This is a genomic window from Roseateles sp. (genome assembly GCF_039595295.1).
Lineage (GTDB): Bacteria > Pseudomonadota > Gammaproteobacteria > Burkholderiales > Burkholderiaceae_C > Roseateles.
This window is the reverse complement of the sequence record NZ_JBCNLU010000054.1, coordinates 1-21263: the sequence shown is the minus strand read 5'-3', so window position 1 is coordinate 21263 and position 21263 is coordinate 1. Positions and strand designations below refer to the sequence as shown.

23 protein-coding genes are annotated in these 21263 nt (G+C 68.0%); 10 read left to right on the top strand and 13 right to left on the bottom strand.

Annotated elements, in window-relative coordinates; genetic code table 11:
* A partial coding sequence (locus ABDW59_RS22870) for a fumarate hydratase C-terminal domain-containing protein (RefSeq protein ID WP_343633489.1) occupies nucleotides 1-584 on the top strand: 584 nt, incomplete at its 5' end.
* A gap of 208 nt (nucleotides 585-792) precedes the next feature.
* On the opposite strand, the gene fliD is transcribed toward ABDW59_RS22870, so the two are convergent.
* The 3 genes from fliD to ABDW59_RS22855 all read right to left on the bottom strand — a co-directional run bounded on the left by fliD (nucleotide 793) and on the right by ABDW59_RS22855 (nucleotide 4859).
* A complete protein-coding gene (gene fliD, locus ABDW59_RS22865) occupies nucleotides 793-2208 on the bottom strand; it encodes a flagellar filament capping protein FliD (protein ID WP_343633488.1) in 1416 nt (471 codons plus the stop codon).
* A 227-nt stretch (nucleotides 2209-2435) separates the two neighbouring features.
* Nucleotides 2436-3773 carry a mechanosensitive ion channel domain-containing protein gene (locus ABDW59_RS22860; RefSeq protein WP_343633486.1) on the bottom strand — a complete coding sequence of 446 codons (1338 nt, stop codon included), beginning with the start codon at nucleotides 3771-3773 and terminating at the stop codon, nucleotides 2436-2438.
* 132 nt (nucleotides 3774-3905) lie between these two features.
* Nucleotides 3906-4859, bottom strand: coding sequence for a histone deacetylase family protein (locus tag ABDW59_RS22855; RefSeq protein WP_343633484.1), 954 nt, complete (start codon nucleotides 4857-4859; stop codon nucleotides 3906-3908).
* 69 nt (nucleotides 4860-4928) lie between these two features.
* On the opposite strand from ABDW59_RS22855, the gene ABDW59_RS22850 reads away from it, so the two are divergent.
* The 6 genes from ABDW59_RS22850 (at nucleotide 4929) to mltB (ending at nucleotide 11633) form a co-directional block, all read left to right on the top strand.
* Nucleotides 4929-5879 (top strand): MoxR family ATPase, encoded by a 951-nt coding sequence (locus ABDW59_RS22850; RefSeq protein WP_343633482.1) that lies wholly within the window; start codon nucleotides 4929-4931, stop codon nucleotides 5877-5879.
* A gap of 52 nt (nucleotides 5880-5931) precedes the next feature.
* The gene (locus tag ABDW59_RS22845; RefSeq protein ID WP_343633480.1) at nucleotides 5932-6948 is read left to right on the top strand and encodes a DUF58 domain-containing protein; all 1017 of its coding nucleotides are present in this window, start codon (nucleotides 5932-5934) and stop codon (nucleotides 6946-6948) included.
* A gap of 242 nt (nucleotides 6949-7190) precedes the next feature.
* The gene (locus ABDW59_RS22840) at nucleotides 7191-7382 is read left to right on the top strand and encodes a hypothetical protein (RefSeq protein WP_343633478.1); all 192 of its coding nucleotides are present in this window, start codon (nucleotides 7191-7193) and stop codon (nucleotides 7380-7382) included.
* 20 nt (nucleotides 7383-7402) lie between these two features.
* A complete protein-coding gene (locus ABDW59_RS22835; protein ID WP_343633476.1) occupies nucleotides 7403-8191 on the top strand; it encodes a type II CAAX endopeptidase family protein in 789 nt (262 codons plus the stop codon).
* A gap of 91 nt (nucleotides 8192-8282) precedes the next feature.
* On the top strand, nucleotides 8283-10343 hold the full coding sequence (locus ABDW59_RS22830; protein WP_343633474.1) for a DUF3488 and transglutaminase-like domain-containing protein: 2061 nt from the start codon (nucleotides 8283-8285) through the stop codon (nucleotides 10341-10343).
* Nucleotides 10344-10421: 78 nt separating this feature from the next.
* Nucleotides 10422-11633, top strand: coding sequence for a lytic murein transglycosylase B (gene mltB, locus ABDW59_RS22825; RefSeq protein WP_343633472.1), 1212 nt, complete (start codon nucleotides 10422-10424; stop codon nucleotides 11631-11633).
* Here mltB and ABDW59_RS22820 read toward each other — a convergent pair.
* The 7 genes from ABDW59_RS22820 to ABDW59_RS22790 form a co-directional block, all read right to left on the bottom strand.
* Nucleotides 11528-11944 carry a hypothetical protein gene (locus ABDW59_RS22820; RefSeq protein WP_343633470.1) on the bottom strand — a complete coding sequence of 139 codons (417 nt, stop codon included), beginning with the start codon at nucleotides 11942-11944 and terminating at the stop codon, nucleotides 11528-11530. The two genes, mltB and ABDW59_RS22820, sit on opposite strands and share 106 nt — an antisense overlap.
* On the bottom strand, nucleotides 11926-12465 hold the full coding sequence (locus ABDW59_RS22815) for a hypothetical protein (protein ID WP_343633468.1): 540 nt from the start codon (nucleotides 12463-12465) through the stop codon (nucleotides 11926-11928). The genes ABDW59_RS22820 and ABDW59_RS22815 overlap by 19 nt, the downstream gene beginning before the upstream one ends.
* Nucleotides 12452-13258, bottom strand: a complete 807-nt coding sequence (locus tag ABDW59_RS22810; RefSeq protein WP_343633466.1) for a hypothetical protein — start codon at nucleotides 13256-13258, stop codon at nucleotides 12452-12454. Before ABDW59_RS22810 ends, ABDW59_RS22815 begins: the two co-directional genes overlap by 14 nt.
* A gap of 136 nt (nucleotides 13259-13394) precedes the next feature.
* A complete protein-coding gene (locus ABDW59_RS22805; protein ID WP_343633464.1) occupies nucleotides 13395-13598 on the bottom strand; it encodes a hypothetical protein in 204 nt (67 codons plus the stop codon).
* 117 nt (nucleotides 13599-13715) lie between these two features.
* Entirely contained in the window at nucleotides 13716-14459 is a 744-nt protein-coding gene (locus ABDW59_RS22800; protein ID WP_343633462.1) for a tetratricopeptide repeat protein, read from the bottom strand.
* Between the two features lie 204 nt (nucleotides 14460-14663).
* Nucleotides 14664-14966 (bottom strand): hypothetical protein, encoded by a 303-nt coding sequence (locus ABDW59_RS22795; RefSeq protein ID WP_343633460.1) that lies wholly within the window; start codon nucleotides 14964-14966, stop codon nucleotides 14664-14666.
* Nucleotides 14967-15090: 124 nt separating this feature from the next.
* Complete coding sequence (locus ABDW59_RS22790; RefSeq protein WP_343633458.1) at nucleotides 15091-15612, bottom strand: dCMP deaminase family protein; 522 nt, start codon at nucleotides 15610-15612, stop codon at nucleotides 15091-15093.
* A gap of 152 nt (nucleotides 15613-15764) precedes the next feature.
* Between ABDW59_RS22790 and ABDW59_RS22785 the strand changes: the two genes are divergently transcribed.
* Nucleotides 15765-16427: a type IV toxin-antitoxin system AbiEi family antitoxin domain-containing protein gene (locus ABDW59_RS22785; RefSeq protein WP_343633456.1), complete on the top strand. Its 663-nt coding sequence runs from the start codon at nucleotides 15765-15767 to the stop codon at nucleotides 16425-16427.
* Between the two features lie 25 nt (nucleotides 16428-16452).
* Here the strand turns inward: ABDW59_RS22785 and rnhA are convergent, their stop codons facing one another.
* Nucleotides 16453-16947 carry a ribonuclease HI gene (gene rnhA, locus ABDW59_RS22780; RefSeq protein ID WP_343633454.1) on the bottom strand — a complete coding sequence of 165 codons (495 nt, stop codon included), beginning with the start codon at nucleotides 16945-16947 and terminating at the stop codon, nucleotides 16453-16455.
* An 83-nt stretch (nucleotides 16948-17030) separates the two neighbouring features.
* Nucleotides 17031-17897 carry a class I SAM-dependent methyltransferase gene (locus tag ABDW59_RS22775; protein ID WP_343633491.1) on the bottom strand — a complete coding sequence of 289 codons (867 nt, stop codon included), beginning with the start codon at nucleotides 17895-17897 and terminating at the stop codon, nucleotides 17031-17033.
* A 105-nt stretch (nucleotides 17898-18002) separates the two neighbouring features.
* Here ABDW59_RS22775 and gloB point away from each other — a divergent pair, with 105 nt between their 5' ends.
* Both gloB and ABDW59_RS22765 read left to right on the top strand, forming a co-directional pair.
* Nucleotides 18003-18815, top strand: a complete 813-nt coding sequence (gene gloB / locus ABDW59_RS22770; protein ID WP_343633452.1) for a hydroxyacylglutathione hydrolase — start codon at nucleotides 18003-18005, stop codon at nucleotides 18813-18815.
* Nucleotides 18816-18852: 37 nt separating this feature from the next.
* Nucleotides 18853-20622, top strand: coding sequence for a transglycosylase SLT domain-containing protein (locus ABDW59_RS22765; RefSeq protein WP_343633450.1), 1770 nt, complete (start codon nucleotides 18853-18855; stop codon nucleotides 20620-20622).
* 69 nt (nucleotides 20623-20691) lie between these two features.
* Here the strand turns inward: ABDW59_RS22765 and ABDW59_RS22760 are convergent, their stop codons facing one another.
* The gene (locus ABDW59_RS22760; protein ID WP_343633448.1) at nucleotides 20692-21093 is read right to left on the bottom strand and encodes an MAPEG family protein; all 402 of its coding nucleotides are present in this window, start codon (nucleotides 21091-21093) and stop codon (nucleotides 20692-20694) included.
* Nucleotides 21094-21263: the final 170 nt, after the last annotated feature.

Below are 21263 nucleotides of genomic sequence, written 5' to 3'. Positions count from 1 at the left end.
ACCTGAACACGCTGACCAAGGACGAGGTCGCCAGCTGGAAGCCGGGCGACACGCTGCTGCTCAACGGCAAGATGCTGACCGGCCGCGATGCCGCCCACAAGCGCATCCAGGACATGCTGGCCAAGGGTGAATCGCTGCCCGTGGACTTCACCAACCGCGTCATCTACTACGTCGGCCCGGTCGATCCGGTGCGCGATGAAGTCGTCGGCCCGGCCGGTCCCACGACCGCCACCCGCATGGACAAGTTCACCGACATGATGCTGGAGAAGACCGGCCTCATCGCCATGATCGGCAAGGCCGAGCGCGGCCCCGTCGCCATCGAGTCCATCAAGAACCACAAGTCGGCCTACCTGATGGCCGTCGGCGGCTCGGCGTATCTGGTGTCCAAGGCGATCAAGCACGCCAAGGTCGTCGGCTTCGAGGACCTGGGCATGGAAGCGATCTATGAGTTCGACGTCGTCGACATGCCCGTGACCGTGGCCGTCGACGCCGGCGGCACCAGCGCCCACATCACCGGCCCGGCCGAGTGGCAGCAGCGCATCGCGTCGGGCAAGGCGGTCAAGATTCCGGTCGCGGCGGGTTGATCGGTGGGGCCTTCCTTCGGGGAAGACCAATGACGGAGGCCACCGGGAGGTGGCCTCTTTGCTTGGGGGTTGCGGGGGAGTCCCCGGGGGGCACTCGGGGGACCCTCTCCCCTGCCCTCTCCCGCAAGCGGGAGAGGGAGCCACTCCAACGCGCGCTCCCGCAAGCGGGAGAGGGAGCCAGAAGGCGAGCGAGTTGGAAGGCGAGGCGTCAGCCGTACATCCTCGACAGCTTGTCCACGAGACCCTGCTTCTGGCCGAGGTTGGACATGGACGTGTCCAGCGCCGTGTACTGCCGCCGCAAGCGCTTCTCGTAGTTGGCGACGCGGTCCTCCAGCGAGTCCACCCGCTTGCTGTTGGACTTGAGGTTCTCCTGCAGGCCCTTGGTCCGCGTCGACAGCGCGCCGTCCATGCCCAGGATCTGATCAGTCATCTCGCGCAGCTTGGCCGCGATGCCGCTGTTGTCCGAGTTGTTCTTGTCGATGCCCATGAACAGCTGCTTCATGTCGGCACGCTGCGACAAGGCCTTGGTGAACTTGGTGTCGTTGATCGAGATCGTCCCGTTCACGCCCATGGTCAGGCCGATGTCGGGCAGATGCGCGAAGGCCCCGGGCAGCGTCGTGCCCGAGCTCACCGCGCCGCGCAGCCGGTTGATCAGGCCCACCGCGGTGCTGTCGCCCTGCAGCGTCGCCGCGGTCTTGGTCTCCGAGTCGTACTTGGTGTTGTCGCGCATCAGCGTGATGGCGGCGTTGTAGGCGGTGACGAAGTCGCTGACGATTTTCTTCAGCCCCTCCTTGTCCTGCGAGGCCGTCACCGTCGCGCTGCCGGTCTTCTGCAGATTGAAGGTCACGCCGTCGATGGCCGTCTCGATGGTGTTGGTGGCCGAGGTGATGGCCAAGCCGTTCACCGTGAGCTCGGCATTGGAGGCCTTCATGTCCTCGGTCATGCGCGAGGTCTGCCCCGTCACGCCGAAGGCCAGGTCCGCCAGCGATGGCTTGCCGGGCTCGGGCGCCTCGGTGGGCGCGGCGGTCAGGCGGAAGCCGTTCTCCGCGCCCGTGTCCTTGGACCGGATCACCAGCCGCGAGCCGTTGACGTCGTTCACCAGCGAAGCCACCACGCCGGCGCCCGCCCCGTTGATCTTGTCGCGCACGTCCTCCAGCGAGTCCCGCGTCGGGTCGATGGTGACGGTCTTGGGCGAGCTGCCGGCCTTGGGCGTGAAGCTGTTGCCGGCGCCCCAGGTGCCCAGCTCCAGCGTCAGCGTGCCGCCGCCCAGCCTGTCACCCTTCTTGAACATCGGACTGGACAGGCTCTGCGACGAGGCCAGCTTGTCGATCTTCATCGCATAGCTGCCCTCCGCCGCGCCCGCGCCGCCGGCGGCCGTCACGACGGTGGCGTCGGAAGTGCCCGCGGTGATGCCCTGCCAGGTCTCGGGCTTGGTCAGCTTGGACGAGGCATCGCGCAAGGCGCTCAAGGCCGATTGAATCTTTCCGAAGACCGAGATCTTGGTCTTGATCTTGTCGCTGGCCGCGTTGAGGTTGTCGATGGGCTGGCGCTCCACCGACACCAGCTTCTGGACGATGGCCTCGACATTGAGGTTGCTGCCCAGTCCGGTTGAACTGATTCCCATGGAATCCTCCCTGCTGTGCTGACGCCTTTGACAGGCGCTGTCATGGCACGAAGGTTAAGCAACATTTCTTGTTTATGAAGCGTTCAGATGCCCAGTATTCACGCGCCAATTTGGTGCTTCGGCGTGCTGGCGTCGTCATTTCGGCGCCATCGCGACGCGCTGGAACGGCCATGAAGAACGCCCCTTGCGGGGCGTTCTTCAGAGGGAGATCGGGATGAACCGGGGGCTCAGCGGCGCAGCTCGTCCGATGGCGCACCGGGGGTCGCGCCGAACGCCGGCGGGATGTCCGCGGGTGCCGTATGGAGCACCCGCTGCGGAAACGGTATGTCAATCTTGAAATGATTCAGCAGCCGCAGGATGGTCAGGTTGACCTCGGAACGCACCCCGCCCTGGCCGTTGTGCGGGTCGGAAATCCAGAAGCTGATCGTCAGCTCCAGCCCGTCGGCGGCGAAGTTGCTCAGCAGCACCGAGGGACCCGGCTCGGACAGCACGCGGGGCACGCGCTGGATGGCCTCGATCAGCTTGGGGAACAGCATGTCCAGATCGGTCCCGTAGGCCACCTGGACCACCGTCGACACCGACACCTGCGGATCGGCCAGCGAGAGGTTCTCGACGCGGGTGGTGATCAGCGACTCGTTGGGGACGATGGACTCGCGGCCGTTGAGCGCGCGAATCACCGTGTAACGGGTCTTGATGTCGCTGATCTTGCCTTCGAAGTTGTCGACCTTGACCATGTCGCCGATGCGTATGGAGCGCTCGGCCAGGATCATGAAACCGGAGACGTAGTTCGAGGTGATCTTCTGCAGGCCGAAGCCCAGGCCCACGCCGACCGCGCCCGCGAGCCAGGACAGGGAACTCACGTCCAGGCCCAGCATGTTCATCGCCACCAGCGCGCCGATGGCGAGCAGCACGGTGCGCGTGATGTTCACCGCGATCTTGCGCATCGACAGATCGACTGCCTTGCCGCGCAGCATGCGCGCCTCGACGATTGACGACAGCCACAGCACCACGATCATCACGAGGCCGACCTGCAGCACGTCCTGCAGGATCGAGAGCACGGTCGGGAGATGCTCGCGTTTGGTGTTCTTCGGCGCCAGCCAATCGAGCTTGATGTCGTCCAGCTCATTCATGATCAAGGGCAGCACGCCGATGATCCAGAGAATGGAGCCCCCCCAGGCGACCCAGGACACGCTGCGTTCCAGCAGCCGCGTACCCAGCGAATTGGGGAAAGCCGCGCGCAGCACCCGGGCGACGAAGCGGATGATCACCAGCGACATCAGCACCGGGATGACCAGCTTGAACAGCGCCATCGGCAGGTCGATCAGCGGCATCAGGCGCCGCGCCCCCAGCGCCAGCAGCAGCGCGACGACCGGGAACAGCAGCCCGTCGAAGACGCGCCTGCCGAGCAGCACCGAGCGCTGCGCGTCCACGTTGCGCGCGTGCCTGGCGATGCGGTTGACGATCAGCCACGACAGGCCCAGGCAGGCCAGCAGCAATCCGACTTCGATGAGCGCGTTCACGCTCACGAGTGAACGGCCCAGCGCGCGGAGTTCCGCCAGGCTCATGGTCGAGGTCAGCGTGTGATTCAGGGAGGCGTTCAGGATCGGGCTCTCAGGATGTCAAGGGAAAAGGACGGCGGGCAGCGATCGGCCCGCGGGGTCAGGTCTTGCTCGAATCGTCCGGATGGCGCTCAGGGCCTAGATGCCGGCCAGCGTGCGCAGGTGGATGCCGACGCTGCGCGCCAACGCGCCCAGGTCGTAGCCGCCTTCCAGGCAGGACACGATGCGGCCCTTCGCGTGGCGCTTGGCCACGTCCATGATGCGCAGCGTGATCCATTCGTAATCGGCCTCGACCAGGCCCAGCTGGGCCAGGTCGTCGTCGCGATGCGCATCGAAGCCGGCGGAGACGAAAATCATCTGCGGCTTGAAGCGCTCCAGCGCGGGCATCCACAGCGCCTCGATCATCTCGCGCACCTCGGGTCCGCGGGTGTAGGGCGGGATGGGCAGGTTGAGCATGTTCGAGCCCTTGGGCTCGGTGCCGCTGTAGGGGTACAGCGGGTCCTGGAAGATGCCGACCATCAGCACCCGGTCGTCGCCTGCGAGGATGTCCTCGGTGCCGTTGCCGTGATGGACGTCGAAGTCCACCACCGCGACGCGGTCCAGGCCCCGCACATCCAGCGCATGGCGCGCAGCCACGGCCACGTTGTTGAAGAAGCAGAAACCCATCGCCTGATCGCGCGTGGCGTGGTGGCCGGGCGGGCGCACGGCGCAGAAGGCGTTCTCGGCGCGGCCGTCCAGCACCAGGTCGGTGGCCTGCACCGCGGCGCCGGCCGCATGCAGCGCGGCCGACCAGGTGTGGGCGTTGGCGCAGGTGTCGGGGTCCAGCGCCTTCATCGGATTGGGGACACCCTGGCGCGCCTGCTCTTCCAGCGCCTGCAGCTCGGACTTGAGCTCGGCGACGTAGCGGGCGGAGTGGGCGCGTTCCAGCGAGGTCAGCTCGGCGCTTTGGGCGTCATGGCGATCGAGCGCGGTGTCGATGCCGTGCGAGATCAGCCAGTCCTCGATCGCGGCGATGCGCTGCGGGCATTCGGGGTGGCCGGCGCCCATGTCATGGCGCTGGCATTCCGGGTGGCTGATGAAGGCGGTCGGCATGGCGTCGGCAGGGAATGGGCGTTGTCGTGGCTTCGTCGTCGCGAAGGCTTTCTGCGCTATCGTGCGCCGATGATTTCCGACGCTCCGACCCTCGCCTCCGCCCCGCTGGCCGACCTGCGGCGGCAGATTAGCACGATCATCAAGGGCAAGCCGGCGCAGACCGAGGACTGTCTGGCCTGCCTGCTGGCCGGCGGTCACCTGCTGATCGAGGACCTGCCCGGCGTCGGCAAGACGACGCTGGCGCATGTGCTGTCGATCTCGCTGGGTCTGCGCTTCTCGCGAGTGCAGTTCACGACGGACCTGATGCCCTCGGACCTGCTGGGCGTCAACATCTACCAGCCCGCGCAGGCCGGCGGCAGCAGCCCCTTCCAGTTCCATCCGGGGCCGGTCTTCAGCCAGGTCCTGCTGGCCGACGAGATCAACCGCGCCGGTCCCAAGACGCAGAGCGCGCTGCTCGAGGCGATGGAGGAGTACCAGGTGAGCGTCGACGGCACCACGCATCCGCTGCCCCGCCCTTTCTTCGTCATCGCGACGCAGAACCCCAGCGAGCAGCTGGGCACGCATCCGCTGCCGGAGTCGCAGCTGGACCGCTTCCTGATGTGCATCAGCCTGGGCTACCCGGACCGCCAGGCCGAGCGCGAGTTGCTGATGGGCCAGGACAGCCGCGAGCTGCTGCGCACGCTGCGGCCGGTGATGACGCCGGAGCAGCTGATGGCGCTGCAGCGGCAGGTGCTGGAGATCCATGTCTCGCCGGCGCTGCTGGACTACCTGCAGGCGCTGCTGGAGGCGACGCGCTCGGGCGAGTGGTTCCAGGAAGGGCTGAGCCCGCGCGCCGGTCTGGCGCTGCTGCGGGCGGCGCGCGCGAAGGCGCTGCTGAGCGGGCGCGACTATGTATCGCCGGACGATGTCCAGGCCATCCTGCCGCAGACGATCGCGCACCGGCTGCGGCCGCGCGGCGGCAGCGCCCGCGGCGCGCGCGAGCAGGTCCGGGCCATGATGGCCGCGGTGCCGCTGCCGTGATGCGGGCTTGGCGCGAAGCCGCGTTCATCCGCTCACCCGAACGGAGCATGCAATGCCGTCGTTCCGCCTGAAGCTGCCGGCGGTGCGCTGGCCCTGGCAGGGCCGCTGGGACCGCTGGTGGCAGGCGCGTCATCCGGCCAGCGACACGACGGCGCTGACGCAGCGCAATCTCTACATCGTGCCCAGCCGGCCCGGCTTCGCCTTTTGCGCGACGCTGCTGGTGCTGCTGCTGGCGTCGATCAACGACCAGCTCAGCCTGGGCTATCTGCTGACCTTCCTGCTGGGCGGCGCGGGGCTGGCGTCGATGCACTCGACGCACGCCAACCTGCGCGGGCTCAAGCTCGACCTGAAGACGCCGCCGCCCGCCTACGCCGGTCAGCCGCTGGCGCTGGACATCCGGCTGCACAACGCGGGCACGGCGCGCTTCGGCGTGGGTCTGCGTCTGCCTGGAGGCGCCGCGGCCGACACCGCGACCGCCGACGTCCCCGCTCAGGGTCACGCGCAACTGCACCTGCAGCTGAGCTTCCCCACCCGCGGCCGGCATGCGCTGCCGCGCTTGCGCATCGAATCGCATTTCCCCTTCGGCCTGTTCGTCGTCTGGAGCTACTGGCGGCCGGCCGCGCAGGCCTGGGTCTATCCGGCGCCCGAGGTCGACGCGCCGCCCGCCGCCGCCGTCGAGGAAGGCCTGCCGCAAGGCCAGGGCCAGCCCGGGCTGGGCGACGACCCGGGGCTGAGGCCGTATCGGCAGGGCGATTCGCCGCGTCAGATCCTGTGGAAGAAATCGGCGCTGGCGCTGGCGCAGCCGGCGTCGCCGGGCGGCACGAGCGGCGCGCCGCTGCTGGTGCGCGAGCGCCTGGGCAGCCGCGCCAGCGAGCAATGGCTGGACCTGTCGGCGACGCGCGGCCTGCCCTTCGAGCAGCGCCTGTCGCGACTGGCCGCCTGGGTGCGACGGGCCGAGGAAGCCGGCTTGCCGTATGGGCTCAAGCTGCGCGACGTGTCGATCGCGCCGGACCTGGGGCCGGATCACTTCCGGGCGTGCATGGAAGCGTTGGCGCTGATCCAGGAGTAGTTCGAAGTCGTCGCGCTGGGAAGCGCCACACCGTCATCGCCCACTTGAATCAGTGGCGCAACTGCACATTTCTCTAGAAGGCGTCATGCGTCTTGACTTGGAGCGGCCATGGTCGGCAAGACCTGACCCTCCGAGGATGTGCATCAGCTCTGAGGCAGCCGCTTCACACGGAGGAAGCGCTCCGCAAAAACGAGCTCGGTGCACGGGCGCCGCCGTTCTCGCGCCCTAATTCGAAGGCTGATATGACGGAACTTGAACCACATGAGATCGAGATGGTGTCTGGTGGCGACGCCGCCGCGACGAGATCTCCTGGGACCAACTCCTGGGGAGAAATCATCGATCAGAGGGAGTTCGACGGTGCCAAGTGCAGGGCCGAAGGGTTCTTTAGCTGGGCCTGCTTCGACTTCGCCATGAAGTACGGCAACGACTTCTGACATCGCCCGGAGCCCGCACCATGAAGACGTTCCGCCAACGCGCGTTGGAGCTGGTGCGGGTATTTCTCGCGCTCTACCTACTCGGCAACATCACCTATCCATTGAGCCGATGGCTCTGGCTGGAGGTCTTCCGGTTGGGCCCGCTGCACGCCGAGCTGGGTGCATCGTTCTTTGAGTCGGCACTCGACATCCTGGCTGTCCTCCTCGTGTTTCCAAGGCGTCTGGGATTCGCGGGGTCGAGGAAGCACATGCTGGTGGGCGTTGCGATCGCTGCGGGACTGACCGGTGCGATGGTGATCGGCCACCTGCTGGGCATGGTCCGTTGGACTCCTCATCAGCTGCGAGGGCAACAGTGGATCTACTTGATCGGCTTCTCCGTCCGTGCAGCGGTATCCGAAGAACTCGTCTGCCGATACCTCGTTCTGGATCGCCTCGGCCGAGTCATCGGAACACCGGCCGCCTTCTTGCTCCAGATCCTGCTCTTCGTGTATCTCCACATGTTCGGTCCTCCCATCAGCAAGGGGACGGCGGTCTGGCTGGTCATTGGCGCCGTCCTGTTCGGCAGCCTCTATCTCTGGCGCCGCTCGCTTCTCGCCGTCATGGCGCTGCATTTCACCTATGACCTGCTGGTCCGACTCTCGTTCGGCAGCATGATGGATGGATTGATCGTCTATCCGCTGATCGTCGGCGACAACTTCTCCAAGCTCTACGGCGATCGTGCCGGCGAGCTGTTCATGATCGTCCTGTCGGTGTGGATGCTCTGGAGGATCCGACAGCGGAAGCGCGCGGCGCCGGAAACTCCCTGCTAGAAGAAGCAGCGCGACGGCCCGTCCTGCGTGATCGCCCTTCGGATGTGTGCTACGTTGCGCGCTTCCCCACCGCGGTCCGGACGCCGTCGCGATGAGCGCCTCTCTCCCTTCGCCGCCCACCGCGGCAAGCCCCGCCAAACGCCGCAGCCCGCTCCCCCGCGAAGCGCGCGACACGCTGTTCCTGCTGGCCATCATCGCGGGCACCCTGCTGCCGCACGCCGGCCATCTGCCCTGGTGGTGCAGCGTGATCACCGCCGCGGTGCTGGGCTGGCGCGCCCGCTTGGCCTGGCGCAGCGAGGCCCTGCCCGGTCGATGGAGCTTGATGGCCGTGCTGGCGCTGGTCGTCGGCCTGACCTACGCCACCCATCAGACCCTGCTCGGCCGCGAGGCCGGCATCACCATGCTCGCCATGCTGATGGCGCTCAAGACCCTGGAGCTGCGCGCCAAGCGCGACGCCTTCGTCGTCTTCTTCCTCGGCTTCTTCCTGGTGCTGACGCAGTTCCTCTACTCGCAGTCGCCGCTGGTGGCGCTGTGGATGCTGGCCTGCGTGTGGGCGCTGCTGTCGGCGCTGGTTCTCGCGCAGATGCCGCAGGGCGTCCCCAGCCTGAGGCTCGCCGCCCGCATCGCCGCGCGCAACACGCTGGTCGGTCTGCCCGTGATGCTGGCGCTGTTCCTGCTCTTCCCGCGCCTGCCGCCGCTGTGGGGCCTGCCCAAGGACGCCGGCGCCCGCACCGGGCTCTCCGACACCATGACCTTCGGGGCCTTCGCCGACGTCGCCAACGACGACACCATCGCGATGCGCCTGCGTTTCGAGGGCCCGCCCCCGCCGCAACCGCTGCTGTACTTCCGCGCCCAGGTGCTGTCGCGTTTCGACGGCAAGACCTGGACCGCGCCGCGCGTGACCTGGGGACCGAAGAACGACGACCCCGAGCCCGCCGGCCAGCCGGTGCGCTACGTCGCCACCATTGAGCCGCTGAGGGTGAACGCGCTGCCGCTGCTGGAAGTCGCCCCAGGCACGCCGGGCGCGCGGCTGCAAGCGGGCCAGCAGTCGGCCGTGCGCGGCCAACAGGGCCAATGGCTGACGCCGCGCCCGATCGCCGAGCGCCTGCGGCTGACGCTCGAGGCCTGGCCACGTGCGCACTGGGGCCTGACCCTAGGCCGCTCGGAACGCAATGAATCCCTGCTGCTGCCGCCGGGGCTGAATCCCCGCACGGTGCTCCTGGGCCAGCAGCTGCACGAGCGCTTCGCCGCGTTGCCCGACGACGCGCGTGCCGAGGCCGTCAGCCGTGAACTACTGACCCGCATCCGCCGCGACGGCTACGGCTACACGCTGGCGCCGGGGGTCTACGGCGAAGCCACGCCGCACGCGGTGGACGAGTTCTGGTTCGACCGCAAGCTGGGCTTTTGCGAGCACTTCGCGGCGGCCTACGTGCTGCTGATGCGCGCCGCCGGCGTGCCGGCTCGCGTCGTCACCGGCTTCCAGGGTGGTGATCCGCAGCTGCAGGACGGTGAGCTCATCGTGCGCATGAGCCAGGCCCACGCCTGGGCCGAGTACTGGACCGCCGCCGACGGCTGGCGTCGCGCCGATCCCACCGCCGCGGTCGCGCCGGAGCGCATCCAGGGCCAGCCGCTGCGGGCGCCGCCAGGCGTCTTCGCCGGCGCGGTGGACGCGCTGAGCCCGGGCCTGCTGCTGGAGCTGCGAAACGCCTGGGAGCGCCTGAACAACCGCTGGCAGCAGTCGGTGCTGAACTTCTCCACCGGCGAGCAGATGGGCCTGCTGCGCCGGCTGGGCTTCAGCGAGCCGGACTGGGGCACGCTGGCGCAGATCGCCGGGCTGCTCTTCGCGGGACTGGGGCTGGCCGGCGCGGCGGTGGCCGCATGGCAGCGTCGCCCGCACGATCCCTGGTCGCGCCAGCGGGCGCGGGTGCGGCGCGAGCTGGGCCGCCTCGGCCTGGACACGCGCGACGACGAAACCCCGCGCCGCTGGGCCGAGCGGCTGGCCGAGCTGCATGGCGCGGCGGCCCAGGCGCTCGCCCAGTCGCTGTTGCAATTGGAAGCGCAGCGCTACCGGCAGGACCAACGCGCGGGGACGTCACAATGGCAGCGGCAGTTCGCGGCGCAATGCGCCGAGTTCCGCCGGCGCAAGGCCTGACCCCGGCATCGCCCGTGCTCTCGTGCACCCGCACACTTGCGCCCCTCGCATCACCGCCAGCCTTTGCCCGAATCCCGCATGACCGTCCTTGGCCGTTCCCTGCCCCGTCGCCTTCTCCTGCAATCGCTGCTGAGCGTGCCGCTCGCCATGTCGCCGCTGCTGGCGTCGACCGCGCTGGCGCAACCGGAGTCCAGGCCCGCGTCGAAGGCGCATCCGAAGGCGTCGGCCAAACCGGCGGCCAAGCCCAAGTCGAAAGCCAAGCCCGCGAAGCCGGTCGTGCAACCGGCCTACGGCGATCGGGCCGACGTGATGGCCTTCGCCGATTCGGAAGCCCAGGCCCTGGGCTACGGCCGCGAGGAGCTGCGCGCGATCCTGGCGCTGGCGCGGTCGCAGCCGACGGTGCAGCGCTTGATCCTGCCCGGCGCGCCGGGTCAGGCCAAGGACTGGGGCGCCTACCGGCTGCGCTTCATCGAGCCGCAGCGGCTGCAAGCCGGTCTGGCCTTCTGGTCGGAGCACGAAGCGGCGCTCGCCCGCGCCGAGGCGACCTACGGCGTGCCCGCCGAGGTGATCGCAGCCATCATCGGCGTGGAGACCTTCTATGGCCGCATCATGGGCAACTTCCGCGTGCTGGACGCGCTGGCGACGCTGAGCTTCGATTACCCGTCGCCGCTGCCGCCCGGCGCCCGAGACCGCAGCCCCTTCTTCCGCGACGAGCTGCGCCAGTTCCTGATCCTGGCGCGCGAGAACGGCCTGGATCCGCTGGCGATGAAGGGCTCATATGCGGGCGCGATCGGCTGGGGTCAGTTCATGCCCGGCAGCTGGCGGCGCTACGCGGTGGACTTCGACGGCGACGGTCATGTGGACCTGATCAACAGCCCGGTGGACGCGATCGGCTCGGTGGCGCATTTCCTGTGCGAGCACGGCTGGCAGCCCGGCATGCCCACGCATTACGAGGTGCAGGTCCCGAATGACACGGCGGCGCGCGCGCAGTTGCTGATCAGCGACGTGCTGCCGCAACTGGACGCGAAGCAGTTCGAATCGGTCGGGGCGCAGCTGTCGCCGCAGGGCCGCGCGCACAACGGCCCGCTGGCGCTGATCGAGCTGCAGATGGGCGGCGCGGCGCCGGTGTACGTCGCCGGCACCAAGAATTTCTACACGGTCACCCGCTACAACCAGAGCAGTTATTACGCGATGGCGGTCATCGAGTTCGCCAACACGCTGGCGAGCTGGCGCAAGGCGACCGGGGCGAAGGGGACGGCGCCGGCGTCGGGCGCGGCCAGCGGAAACTGAGGACCTGCGCCGGCCATGGCCTCGGACAGCACGCCCGCCTCTCGTCGCAGGCGACGACGCGTGGAAACGGAGGCTCCGGTGTCGGGATCGAAGTGATGCGTGTCGATGTAGCTGCGGCCGTCCGATGCGGGTGGCGGCGTCCAGCGGGTGTTGTCGGTGACGACAGGCCACGCCACCGGAGTCAGAGGCGCCGGTCCCGTGACAGGCGATGAAGCGCTCGATCCGCCCAGATTCGCCATGATGGCCTGACCCTTCTCGATCTCCGCACGGAAGCCGCTCCAGTCGATGGCGCTCATGTCGGGCAGACCCAACGTGACCTCCCAGGGATTGCGGATAGGCGCGATGCTGGTCTTCTTCGGCGGGAAGATGACGGAGGCGTCGTAGGTGGGGTTGTCGCGCCGGTACACCATGAGCCCGTTGGGCTGTCCGGACTGGTGACCCTGGGCGAGAAGTCGCCGCTGTTGGGGCCGTCGTGGTGCTTGATGTAGAGGTACTCCTCGAGCGTCACGGACTGGCGCGGTATCCGAGGATTGGACAGATCGTTGTAGCGACGTTCAAAGCGCTGGAGATCTCGGTACATCGCAACGATCTGGTTGTCCACCGACCATCGATCAGTACCCAGGCTCTTCTGATGCCGCTCCTTCCAAGGCATTGGCTTGTACTGGAACAGGCCGTCGGCATTGTTTCCCTTCGACTCGCGCGCTCCCAACTTCGACTCGATGTACGCGAACTTCACGGCGGCGTCGATCAGATGCTGCTGGATCCCGTTCTTGCGCCCATAGGCGGCGATTCGCTCAGCCATTGCGCGCTGATCCTTGCTAATGGGTTCCATGGCGTTTGCACTCCTTCAAAGAGAACTCCGATGCGATCCAGCGATTCAGAGCCGAGAGCTCCGCATCGCCCAACAACTTCCAGAGGCCTGGAAGATCCCTGTGGAGATGGGCGCATGCCCGCTCTCCGAGGATGGCGTGCGCGGAGGCGAAGTACGCCTCGGCGTCGTGGCTGGAGGACAGCTCTTGCCTCATGTCCTGGAGCATCTCTTGCACGCGGGTCGCGGCCACATGGCCACGAACCGGGTCGAATCGAAGCGGCTTCGCATCGACGTTCAGCTCGAACTGCATGGGAACGCCCAGCAGGCGGCCGATGCCCGGCACCTCCAGCAGATACACCGTGACGGCGACCAGCCGTCCGTCCGATGTCAGCGTGGTGTTCACGGACTCGTTGCCGAACTCCAGACTGGCGAGCTCACCGCTCCCGTCCCGAATCGCGATGAGCGTCTCGTAGCGACCGCCACCGGGCGATCCGCAGAGCAGCGCTACCGAAACGCGGCGTCCCGATCGACCGGTGACCTCAATCGCACGGGGGGAGAACTCCCAGCACCCGACCACCAGGCCCAAGTCCTGAAAGAGGATCTCCCTGCCGTCAGCGGTTCGCCCCATCACGGACGAGGACCGAGTCAGGTCCGGCTTGTCCTCGTCTTCGTCGCTGCGCAGCACGTAGGTTGCGAGTGGTGTCGTGACCCGTTGCTCCCGGATCTCGGCCTGGATCGGCTGCATGACGAAGAGCGAAAGGAACAACGTGACGGTGACAGCCGCGACCCGGCTAAAGGAGTGGATGCACGACACGATGCCAACCTCCGACGAGACCCTGAAGAGGGCTCGTCAGTCCGGAGGCTTCGGTGGGCGTTCGCAACCCGCGGCGGGCCATCCCGGCCCGCGTTCAGCGTTCAGCGTTCAGCGTTCAGCGTTCAGCGTTCAGCGTTCAGCGCTTGGGTGCGCGCGGATCGCCGCGATCGGACCGCTGATCGTCCTTGCGATGCCCCTGCTCCCGATGCGAGCGGTCGAGGTCCCCCTCGCCTTCCGGCCCTTGCTGGCCGGTCTCGCCGATGCGGTGATCCTCGTCGTCATGCTCGAGCCCGCCTTGCAGGCCGGGCGGGAAATCGCGGGGAGAGCGTGATGCGGACATGGCAGGCTCCTTGACGTGAGACGCCGGACGGCGGCGCCGACCCGGTCGATCTTAGCCATCGGCCCTCAAGTCGGGGCGCCGCTCGTCGCCTCGCCCCTGCGCGAGATCAAGCCGCGATCACGCCTTGCGCGCGGCGCGCAACCGGCGCATCACCGGCTCGTTGAGCTGCCGGGTCAGCGCGTTCCACTTGGCGCCGACCTTGTCGATCTGCGCCAGCAGCGGCTGGGCGGTGGCGGTGTCGCCTCGGGCGATGGCCCAGATCGCGTACTCCGCCCAGGCCTCGACGCTGCCGAAGCGCTCGGAGGCGGACACGAACTCGGCGCGCGCCTCGACGTCGCGATCCATGGCCGCCAGCGCCCGCGCGGTCAGCAGCGACACCGGCTCGGCGCGGAAGTCGGGGCGCTCCTCGCGGATCGAGCTCAGATGATTCAGCGCCTGCGCCGCCTGTCCACTTTCGAGGAAGGCGCGCGCGGCGCCGAGGCGGATCTCCAGATCCTTCGCGAACGGTCCGCGCAGGCAGGACTGGTACTGCTCGGCGGCCTGGGCGGCGTCGCCCGCGTCCAGCAGCGCGGCGGCCAGACGCATCTGGTTCTGCGCGGTGGGGGTCTCGTCGAAGGCGACGCGGGCTTCGCGCAGCTCACGGCCCGGATCCATCGCGCGGCCGGCGGCGCGCACCGCGCGCACGGCGCCGCGTTCCACCCGCGAGTGCGGCAGGACGATCACGAACAGATAGACCAGACTGCCCAGCAGCGGGAACGAGAACAGGATGAACAGCCAGAACAGCTGTTGCCCGCTGCGCACCGCGTGCACGGCGCAGAACAGCGCCAGCAGGATGTGAATCCCCAAACCCACGAACGGCATCGCCATTCCCTCCCGAGATCGATTGATTTGATTGCTTTTCAGCGAGCGCGGATTCTGCCCGCGCGAAGTGAAAACGCAATCGCCCCGGAGCGGGTGAGCGGATGCGCTGCGCCGCGGTGAGGCCGGAAACGACGAAGGCGCCTCGCGGCGCCTTCATGTGGGAGCCCGGTCAGGCTCGGGAAATCGAGGGGAATCTCGGGGCGATCAGTGGACCAGGCCGATCCATTCGCCGCGACGCTGATAGGCGTCGAACAGGTCTTGGGCGGCGGCCTGCAGCCGGGCGTCGCCACGGGCGTGCGCGGTGGACAGGCGCTCCAGCGCGTAGAGGCGGTCGTAGAGCATGCGGGTCGGTTGCAGGGTCAGGCCGTTCGAGGCCATCAGGTCCTGCAGCTGGAGCAGCTCGTCCATGCCGGCGGTACCGGCCACGGTCAGGCCGAGGTCCGGCACGACGCCCCAGGGGGCTTGGGCGGATTCGGGCATCAGGTGCGGCGGGATCGTATTCAGCATGGCGGCCTCGGACGGGTTCATGTCGTCGTGGACGGAATCATGAACCGCCCCTTCCGAAACTTGAGCCGGAAAAGCGCCGGATTTCCCCGCCAGTTCGAGCGATCGCCGCCGAAGCGCGTCCGCGTCAGGTCCGCGGCGTGACGATGAAGCTCGAGAGCTCGTGGCACCAGGCGGAGGCGGGCACGTCGACCTCGCTGAGCGACTGCACGTCCACGCGCGCGTCCGCCAGCATCTTCGCGGAGGCGGCGTTCAGGCCGAAATGGTGGTCCTTCTTCTCCAGATAGACGACGCGCTGGATGCCGACCTGGATGATGGACTGGACGCAGCGTGGGCACGGGTACTGCGTCGTGTAGATGGTGCTGCCGGTCAGCGGCAGCACGACGCAGTTGAGGATGGCGTTGACCTCGGCATGGACGATGTAGCTGTGGCGCGAGTTGGCCGGATCGCTGTCGTCATCGGACCAGTAGGCGGGGTCGTGATCGTCGCAACCGCGGGGCAGGCCGTTGTAGCCGACGCCGACGATCTTGAAGTCCGGGCTCGCGATGCAGGCGCCGTTGCGCTTGCGGCTGTCCTTGGAACGGGCGCTGGCCAGCAGGGCCACGCCCATGAACATCGAATGCCAGTCGATCAGCGGTTGGTTGTCCATGGCGGAGAGGAAAAGCGAAGGGCCGGGGAAGGCGAAAGAGTGTAGCGGCGACGTCCACCGCACGGGAACGGATGGGAGGGCGGCTCCGATGTTTCAGGCAGCGGACCACTGCTTCTGCTGGAAGACGACAGGGGTCGACCAAGGTTTGAGTCATGGGCGGGGAACCGGGTCGCAAGTACGGTGGAGACATGTCGCGCTCGCCACCTCGTCCATCGTCCAATCACGAACAACTCGTCCTCGCGCTCGCCGAAGGTCGCTCGCTCATCCGTGCGCGAGATCTCAGGGATGCGGGCGTCCCGTCCATGGTGCTGAGCCGGATGGTGCGCGCCGGCAGGATCCAGCGGGTCGGCCATGGCATCTATGCGCCGAGAGTGCGAGAGGTTTCGGAGCACCTGCCACTCGCGGAAGTCTGTATGCGCGCCCCACGAGCAGTGGTCTGCCTCTTGTCGGCCCTGCGCTTTCACGAAGTCGGGACACAAGATCCCCACGACGTGTGGATTGCGGTGCCATCAAACGCCGCGGCGCCGCGAATCGATTCGCCCGCCGTGCGAATCACTCGAATGTCCGAGGCTTCGTTGAGCGATGGCATCGTGAGGCACGAGATCGACGGCGTCGGCGTTCCCGTTTTCAGCGTCGCGAAGACGATCGCCGATTGCTTCAAGTACCGAGGCAAGGTGGGGCTGGATGTCGCCATCGAGGCGCTTCGCGAGGGCTGGGCCCTGCAGGCCTTCACGACCGCCGAGCTCAGAGCTCATGCCCGGATCGCTCGCGTCGAGAACGTGATGCGCCCCTACGTCGAGTGCGTGATCGGTTGAACCGCCAGCGACGCTCAGGCCGACATCACTTCGCCACCGACACCCCCTTGTTCGCCAACGCATCCGCGCGCTCGTTGCCCGGGTCGCCGGCGTGGCCCTTGACCCAGCGCCATTCGACCGTGTGCAGCTTGCGCAGCGCGTCCAGCCGCTGCCACAGCTCCGCGTTCTTGACCGGCTTCCCATCGGCCGTCTTCCAGCCCCGGCGCTGCCAGCCGGAGATCCACTCCGTCATGCCCTTGCGCACGTACTCGCTGTCCGTGTAGATCACGATGTTGCAGCTGCGCTTGAGCGAGGTCAGCGCCTCGATCACCGCCGTCAACTCCATCCGGTTGTTCGTGGTGTTGCGCTCGCCGCCGAAGAGCTCCTTCTCATGGCCGCCGCTGCTCAGCCACGCGCCCCAGCCGCCCGGGCCCGGGTTGCCCTTGCAGGCGCCGTCCGTGTAGATCACGACGCTGGGCTTGGCGATCTTGGGCGCGGCGGGCGCGGTCGTCTCGGAAGGATGGGCGGTGGAATCGGTCATGTCAGAACAATGCAATCAGAAGGCCGGCGGAACGTCCCGCCCTGGCGTCAATCAAGAGGTTGATCGGAAGATCGATCAGAAGGTCAATCGGTGTCGCGGTCCCGGCCGCGATGGTGGTGGTGGTGCACGGCGGCGACCGCCGGCGCGGTCTTGGCCACGCGCGTCTTGCCGCGCGTCAGGTCGATCAGCCGCATGCCGTGCACGCGCTTGACCGCGATCACGCCATACAGCGCGCCCAGCACCGTCCACCACTTGCCGCCCGGCTTCTCTATCCATTGCCAGCGCGACAGCCAGGGCTCGCTCAGCAAGGGCGGCCGGTAGCAGCCGAACTGCGCCCGCTCGACCTCGAAGGACAGCAGTCGCAACCAGTCGCGCAGCCGCCAGTAGCCGATGTACTCGCCCTCCTCGGGCAGGTACAGCCGCGGCGGACGCCCCAACATCCGCCCGTTGACGCGGGCCAGATTCTGCCTCACCGCCCACAGGCTCGCGGGATTCAGACCGAGGATCACGACCCGCCCCTCGGGGCGCAGCACCCGCTCGACCTCGCGCAGACAGCGGTGCGGATCGGGCGCCTGCTCCAGCGTATGCGGGAGCAGCACCAGATCCAGGCTGTTGGCCTCGAACGGGAGCGCATCAAACTCGCAAAGGATGGACACGCGGCCCGCCGCATCCAGCCCCATCGCGGGCAGCGCCTGCGGCTCGGGCTGGTACTCCAGCGGATGCACGCCCATCCCGGGCATGGGCGGCCCCTCGACCGCCGGCCGGACCACCGGTGCATGGTTCACGGCCAGCCAGCGGTTGGACATGCGATTGGTCCGCAGCCCGTGCAACTGCGGGCAGCCCAGCTGCAGCGCGTGATAGCCGAACCAGTCGATCACCGCGGCGTCGATGAAGCGCTGCTCCCAGGCCAGCAGATAGCGGCCGGCGGGCGTGCGCAACCAGTCCGCCAGCTGCGCCGCGGCGGCGGCCTGCCGAGATGTCGCCTCTACAATCGGCGCCGATTCGTCGTCCTGGCCCGGTGTCTTCATCGCTGGGACCTGATCCGCCTTGCACGCATGAACCTCGTCGCCCTCCCCGCCTTCTCAGACAACTACATCTGGCTGCTGCATGACGGCATGGGAGCGATCGTCGTCGATCCGGGCGACGCGGCGCCGGTGCGGGACGCACTGGACGCGCTGGGCCTGGAGCTCCGAGGCATTCTAGTGACCCACCATCACGCCGATCACGTCGGCGGTGTTCGCGAATTGCTGCCGCTGCTCGCGGAAGGTGCTCGCGTCTGGGGACCCGCCGGCGAGGTCCTGCCCATCGACGTCCAGCCGCTCTCCGAAGGCGACCGGGTCACGCTGATGGGCCGCCATTTCGACGTGCTGGAGGTGCCGGGCCACACCGCCGGACACATCGCTTTCGTCCTGATGCAACCGCTGGGCGAGGCCGGTGGCGACGGCGCCGCGACCGATGCCGCGCCCCTGCTCTTCTGCGGCGACACGCTGTTCTCCGCGGGCTGCGGCCGCCTTTTCGAGGGCACGCCGACGCAGATGCTGGACTCGCTGCGCAAGCTGGCGGCGCTCCCTGGGGAAACCCGGGTGTGCTGCGCGCATGAATACACCTTGTCGAATCTGCGATTTGCTCGCACAGTCGAGCCCCGAAACGAGGCGACGGCGCGCCACGAGGCCTGGTGTCTGGCCCGGCGCGACGAGCAGCAGCCCACCCTGCCCTCCACCCTCGCCGTGGAGCTCCAGATCAACCCCTTCCTGCGCTGCGACGTCGACGACGTGCGCGACGCCGCCATGCGGCACGACTCGAACGTGACCGCCGATCCGGTCTCGGTCCTGGCCGGCCTGCGCCAATGGAAGAACGTCTTTCGCTGAGAGTCCGATGCACCGACACCCGACCCCTGATTCCTCTTTGCCCGATTCCGCTGATTCCTCCGCGTCGCGCAGCCCCCGCGCGTCGGCGACCGACGCTCTCCACCGATCTTCCAAACGCCCCGCGCTGACGCTGCTCGCGGCCCTGCTGCCGCTGGCGCTGGCCGCCTGCGCGACCAAGACGACGCCGCTGGTCAGCAACGCGGACTCGAAAGCCGCGGCCCAGCAATCGGTGCAGGCCGTCCAGGCGGCCGCCTCGGCGGTGTCGCCGTCGACGACCACGCCCAAGACCCTGGTCGCGAGCGCGATGCCGGTCGAGAAGCTGGATGTGCTGCTCGAGGACAACCTGAATCCCGGAGAGAAGATCGATCTGGACGCGCCGCGCTCGCATGTGGACCTGTGGGCCCGCATCCGCGCCGGCATGGCCATGCCCGAGCTCGACAACGACCTGGTGCGCAAGGCCGAGGACTGGTACAGCTCCCGCCCGGACTACGTCGCCCGCATGACCGGACGCGGCAGCCTGTATCTCTATCACGTGGTCGACGAGGTCGAGAAGCGCGGCATGCCGCTGGAGCTGGCGCTGTTGCCCTTCATCGAGAGCGCCTTCCGCAACGACGCCCAGTCCAGCGCCAAGGCGGTCGGCATGTGGCAGTTCATGCCGGCGACTGGGCGTGACTTCGACCTGAAGCAGAACCTGTTCCGCGACGACCGCCGCGACGTGCTGGCCTCGACCAAGGCGGCGCTGGACTATCTGCAGCGCCTGTCCAAGATGTTCAACGGCGACTGGCAGCTGGCGCTGGCCGCCTACAACTGGGGACCGGGCAACGTCAGCAAGGCGGTGGCCCGCAACCAGAAGGCCGGCCTGCCCATCGACTACGACAGCCTGCGCATCCCCGACGAGACCCGCTACTACCTGCCCAAGCTGCAGGCGGTGAAGAACATCGTGATGCGGCCGGAAGCCTATGGGCTGCAGCTGCCGCCGGTGGCGAACCACCCGTACTTCCTGTCGGTCAACATCGACCGCGACATCGACGTGGCGCGCGCGGCGCAGTTGGCGGAGCTGGACGAGGAGACCTTCCGCCAGTTCAACCCGTCGATGAACAAGCCGGTGATCCTGGCGGCCAGCAGCGGTCAGATCCTGCTGCCGTATGACAACGCGAGCACCTTCGTCGCCAATCTCGAGCAGTACCGCGGGCCGCTGGCGTCGTGGACGGCTTGGGTCGTTCCGAAGACGATGAAGCCGGCCGATGCGGCCAGGCAGGTCGGCATGAACGAGACCGGGCTGCGGGAGATCAACCGGATTCCGGCGCGGATGCTGATCACGAAGGGCTCGACGTTGCTGGTGCCGCGCGGGGTCGGACGCGATCAGGATGTGTCGGAGCATCTGGCGGACAACGCGAGCATCGCGTTCGCGCCGGATGTGCCGCCGATGCGGCGGGTCACGCTGAAGGCCAACAAGGGCGATACGGTGGCCAGCGTGGCGCGACGGTATCGGCTGGGGACGACGCAGCTGGCGCAGTGGAACAAGGTCAGCACCAAGGCGTCGTTCAAGCCGGGTCAGCAGGTCGTGGCTTATGTGCGCGAAGGGCAGACGCTCGCGGCGGTGGAGCCGGCGGTGACGGCGAAGGGCAAGAACGCGGGTTCGTCGGCGCGAAGCGCGAAGCCGGCGAAGACCACGCGGGTGGCGTCGAGCGCGACGAACAAGGCGACGAAGGCGTCTTCGGGCAAGACGCGCTCGGCGAAGGTGGCGGCGCGGGGTGGCAGCGAATCCAGCGGGCGGACGGTGGCGACGAAGACGGCGCTGCGGTAAGGGGAATCAGAAGACCCTCTCCCCCGCCCTCTCCCGCAAGCGGGCGAGGGAGCCGAGGCACCGAGGCCGTCACCCGAAGAACATCGCCACCGAAATCACCGTCCCCGCGACCCAAGCCAGGCTTCTCAACGTCGGCTGATCGACCAGATACAGCACGATGAACAGCACCCGAACCGCGATGAACCCCATCGCCAGCAGATCGATCCGCCCCTGGTCGTGATGCATCTGCTGCGCCGCGAGCACCCCCGCGATGAACAGGGGTAGCACCTCGAACCCATTGGCCTGCGCCGCGTTCGCGCGCGCCTGCCAGCCGCTCTGACGCGAGAGCCATCCCCGCGGATCGTGGTTGTCGAAACCCCCGTCCTTGCGCCGCTTCCCGAAGCCGCGTGACTTCGCGATCGCGGCGCTCACCACCGGCAGCAGGCAGGCGACGATCAGGCAGTAGTTGGCAACGGTCATCGTCGTGGCCATGAAGCGGCTCCTCGTTTGCGGACGCTGCGGTCCATTCAGGCGATCAGGCGATCAGGCGATCAGGCGATCAGGTGAGCCAGGACGGCCATGGCGGCCATGGCGGCCACCATGTCGATTCACCCCATCAAGTCGAACGCCGGTCCACCAACGCATGTGCGATGGTGCCCAGG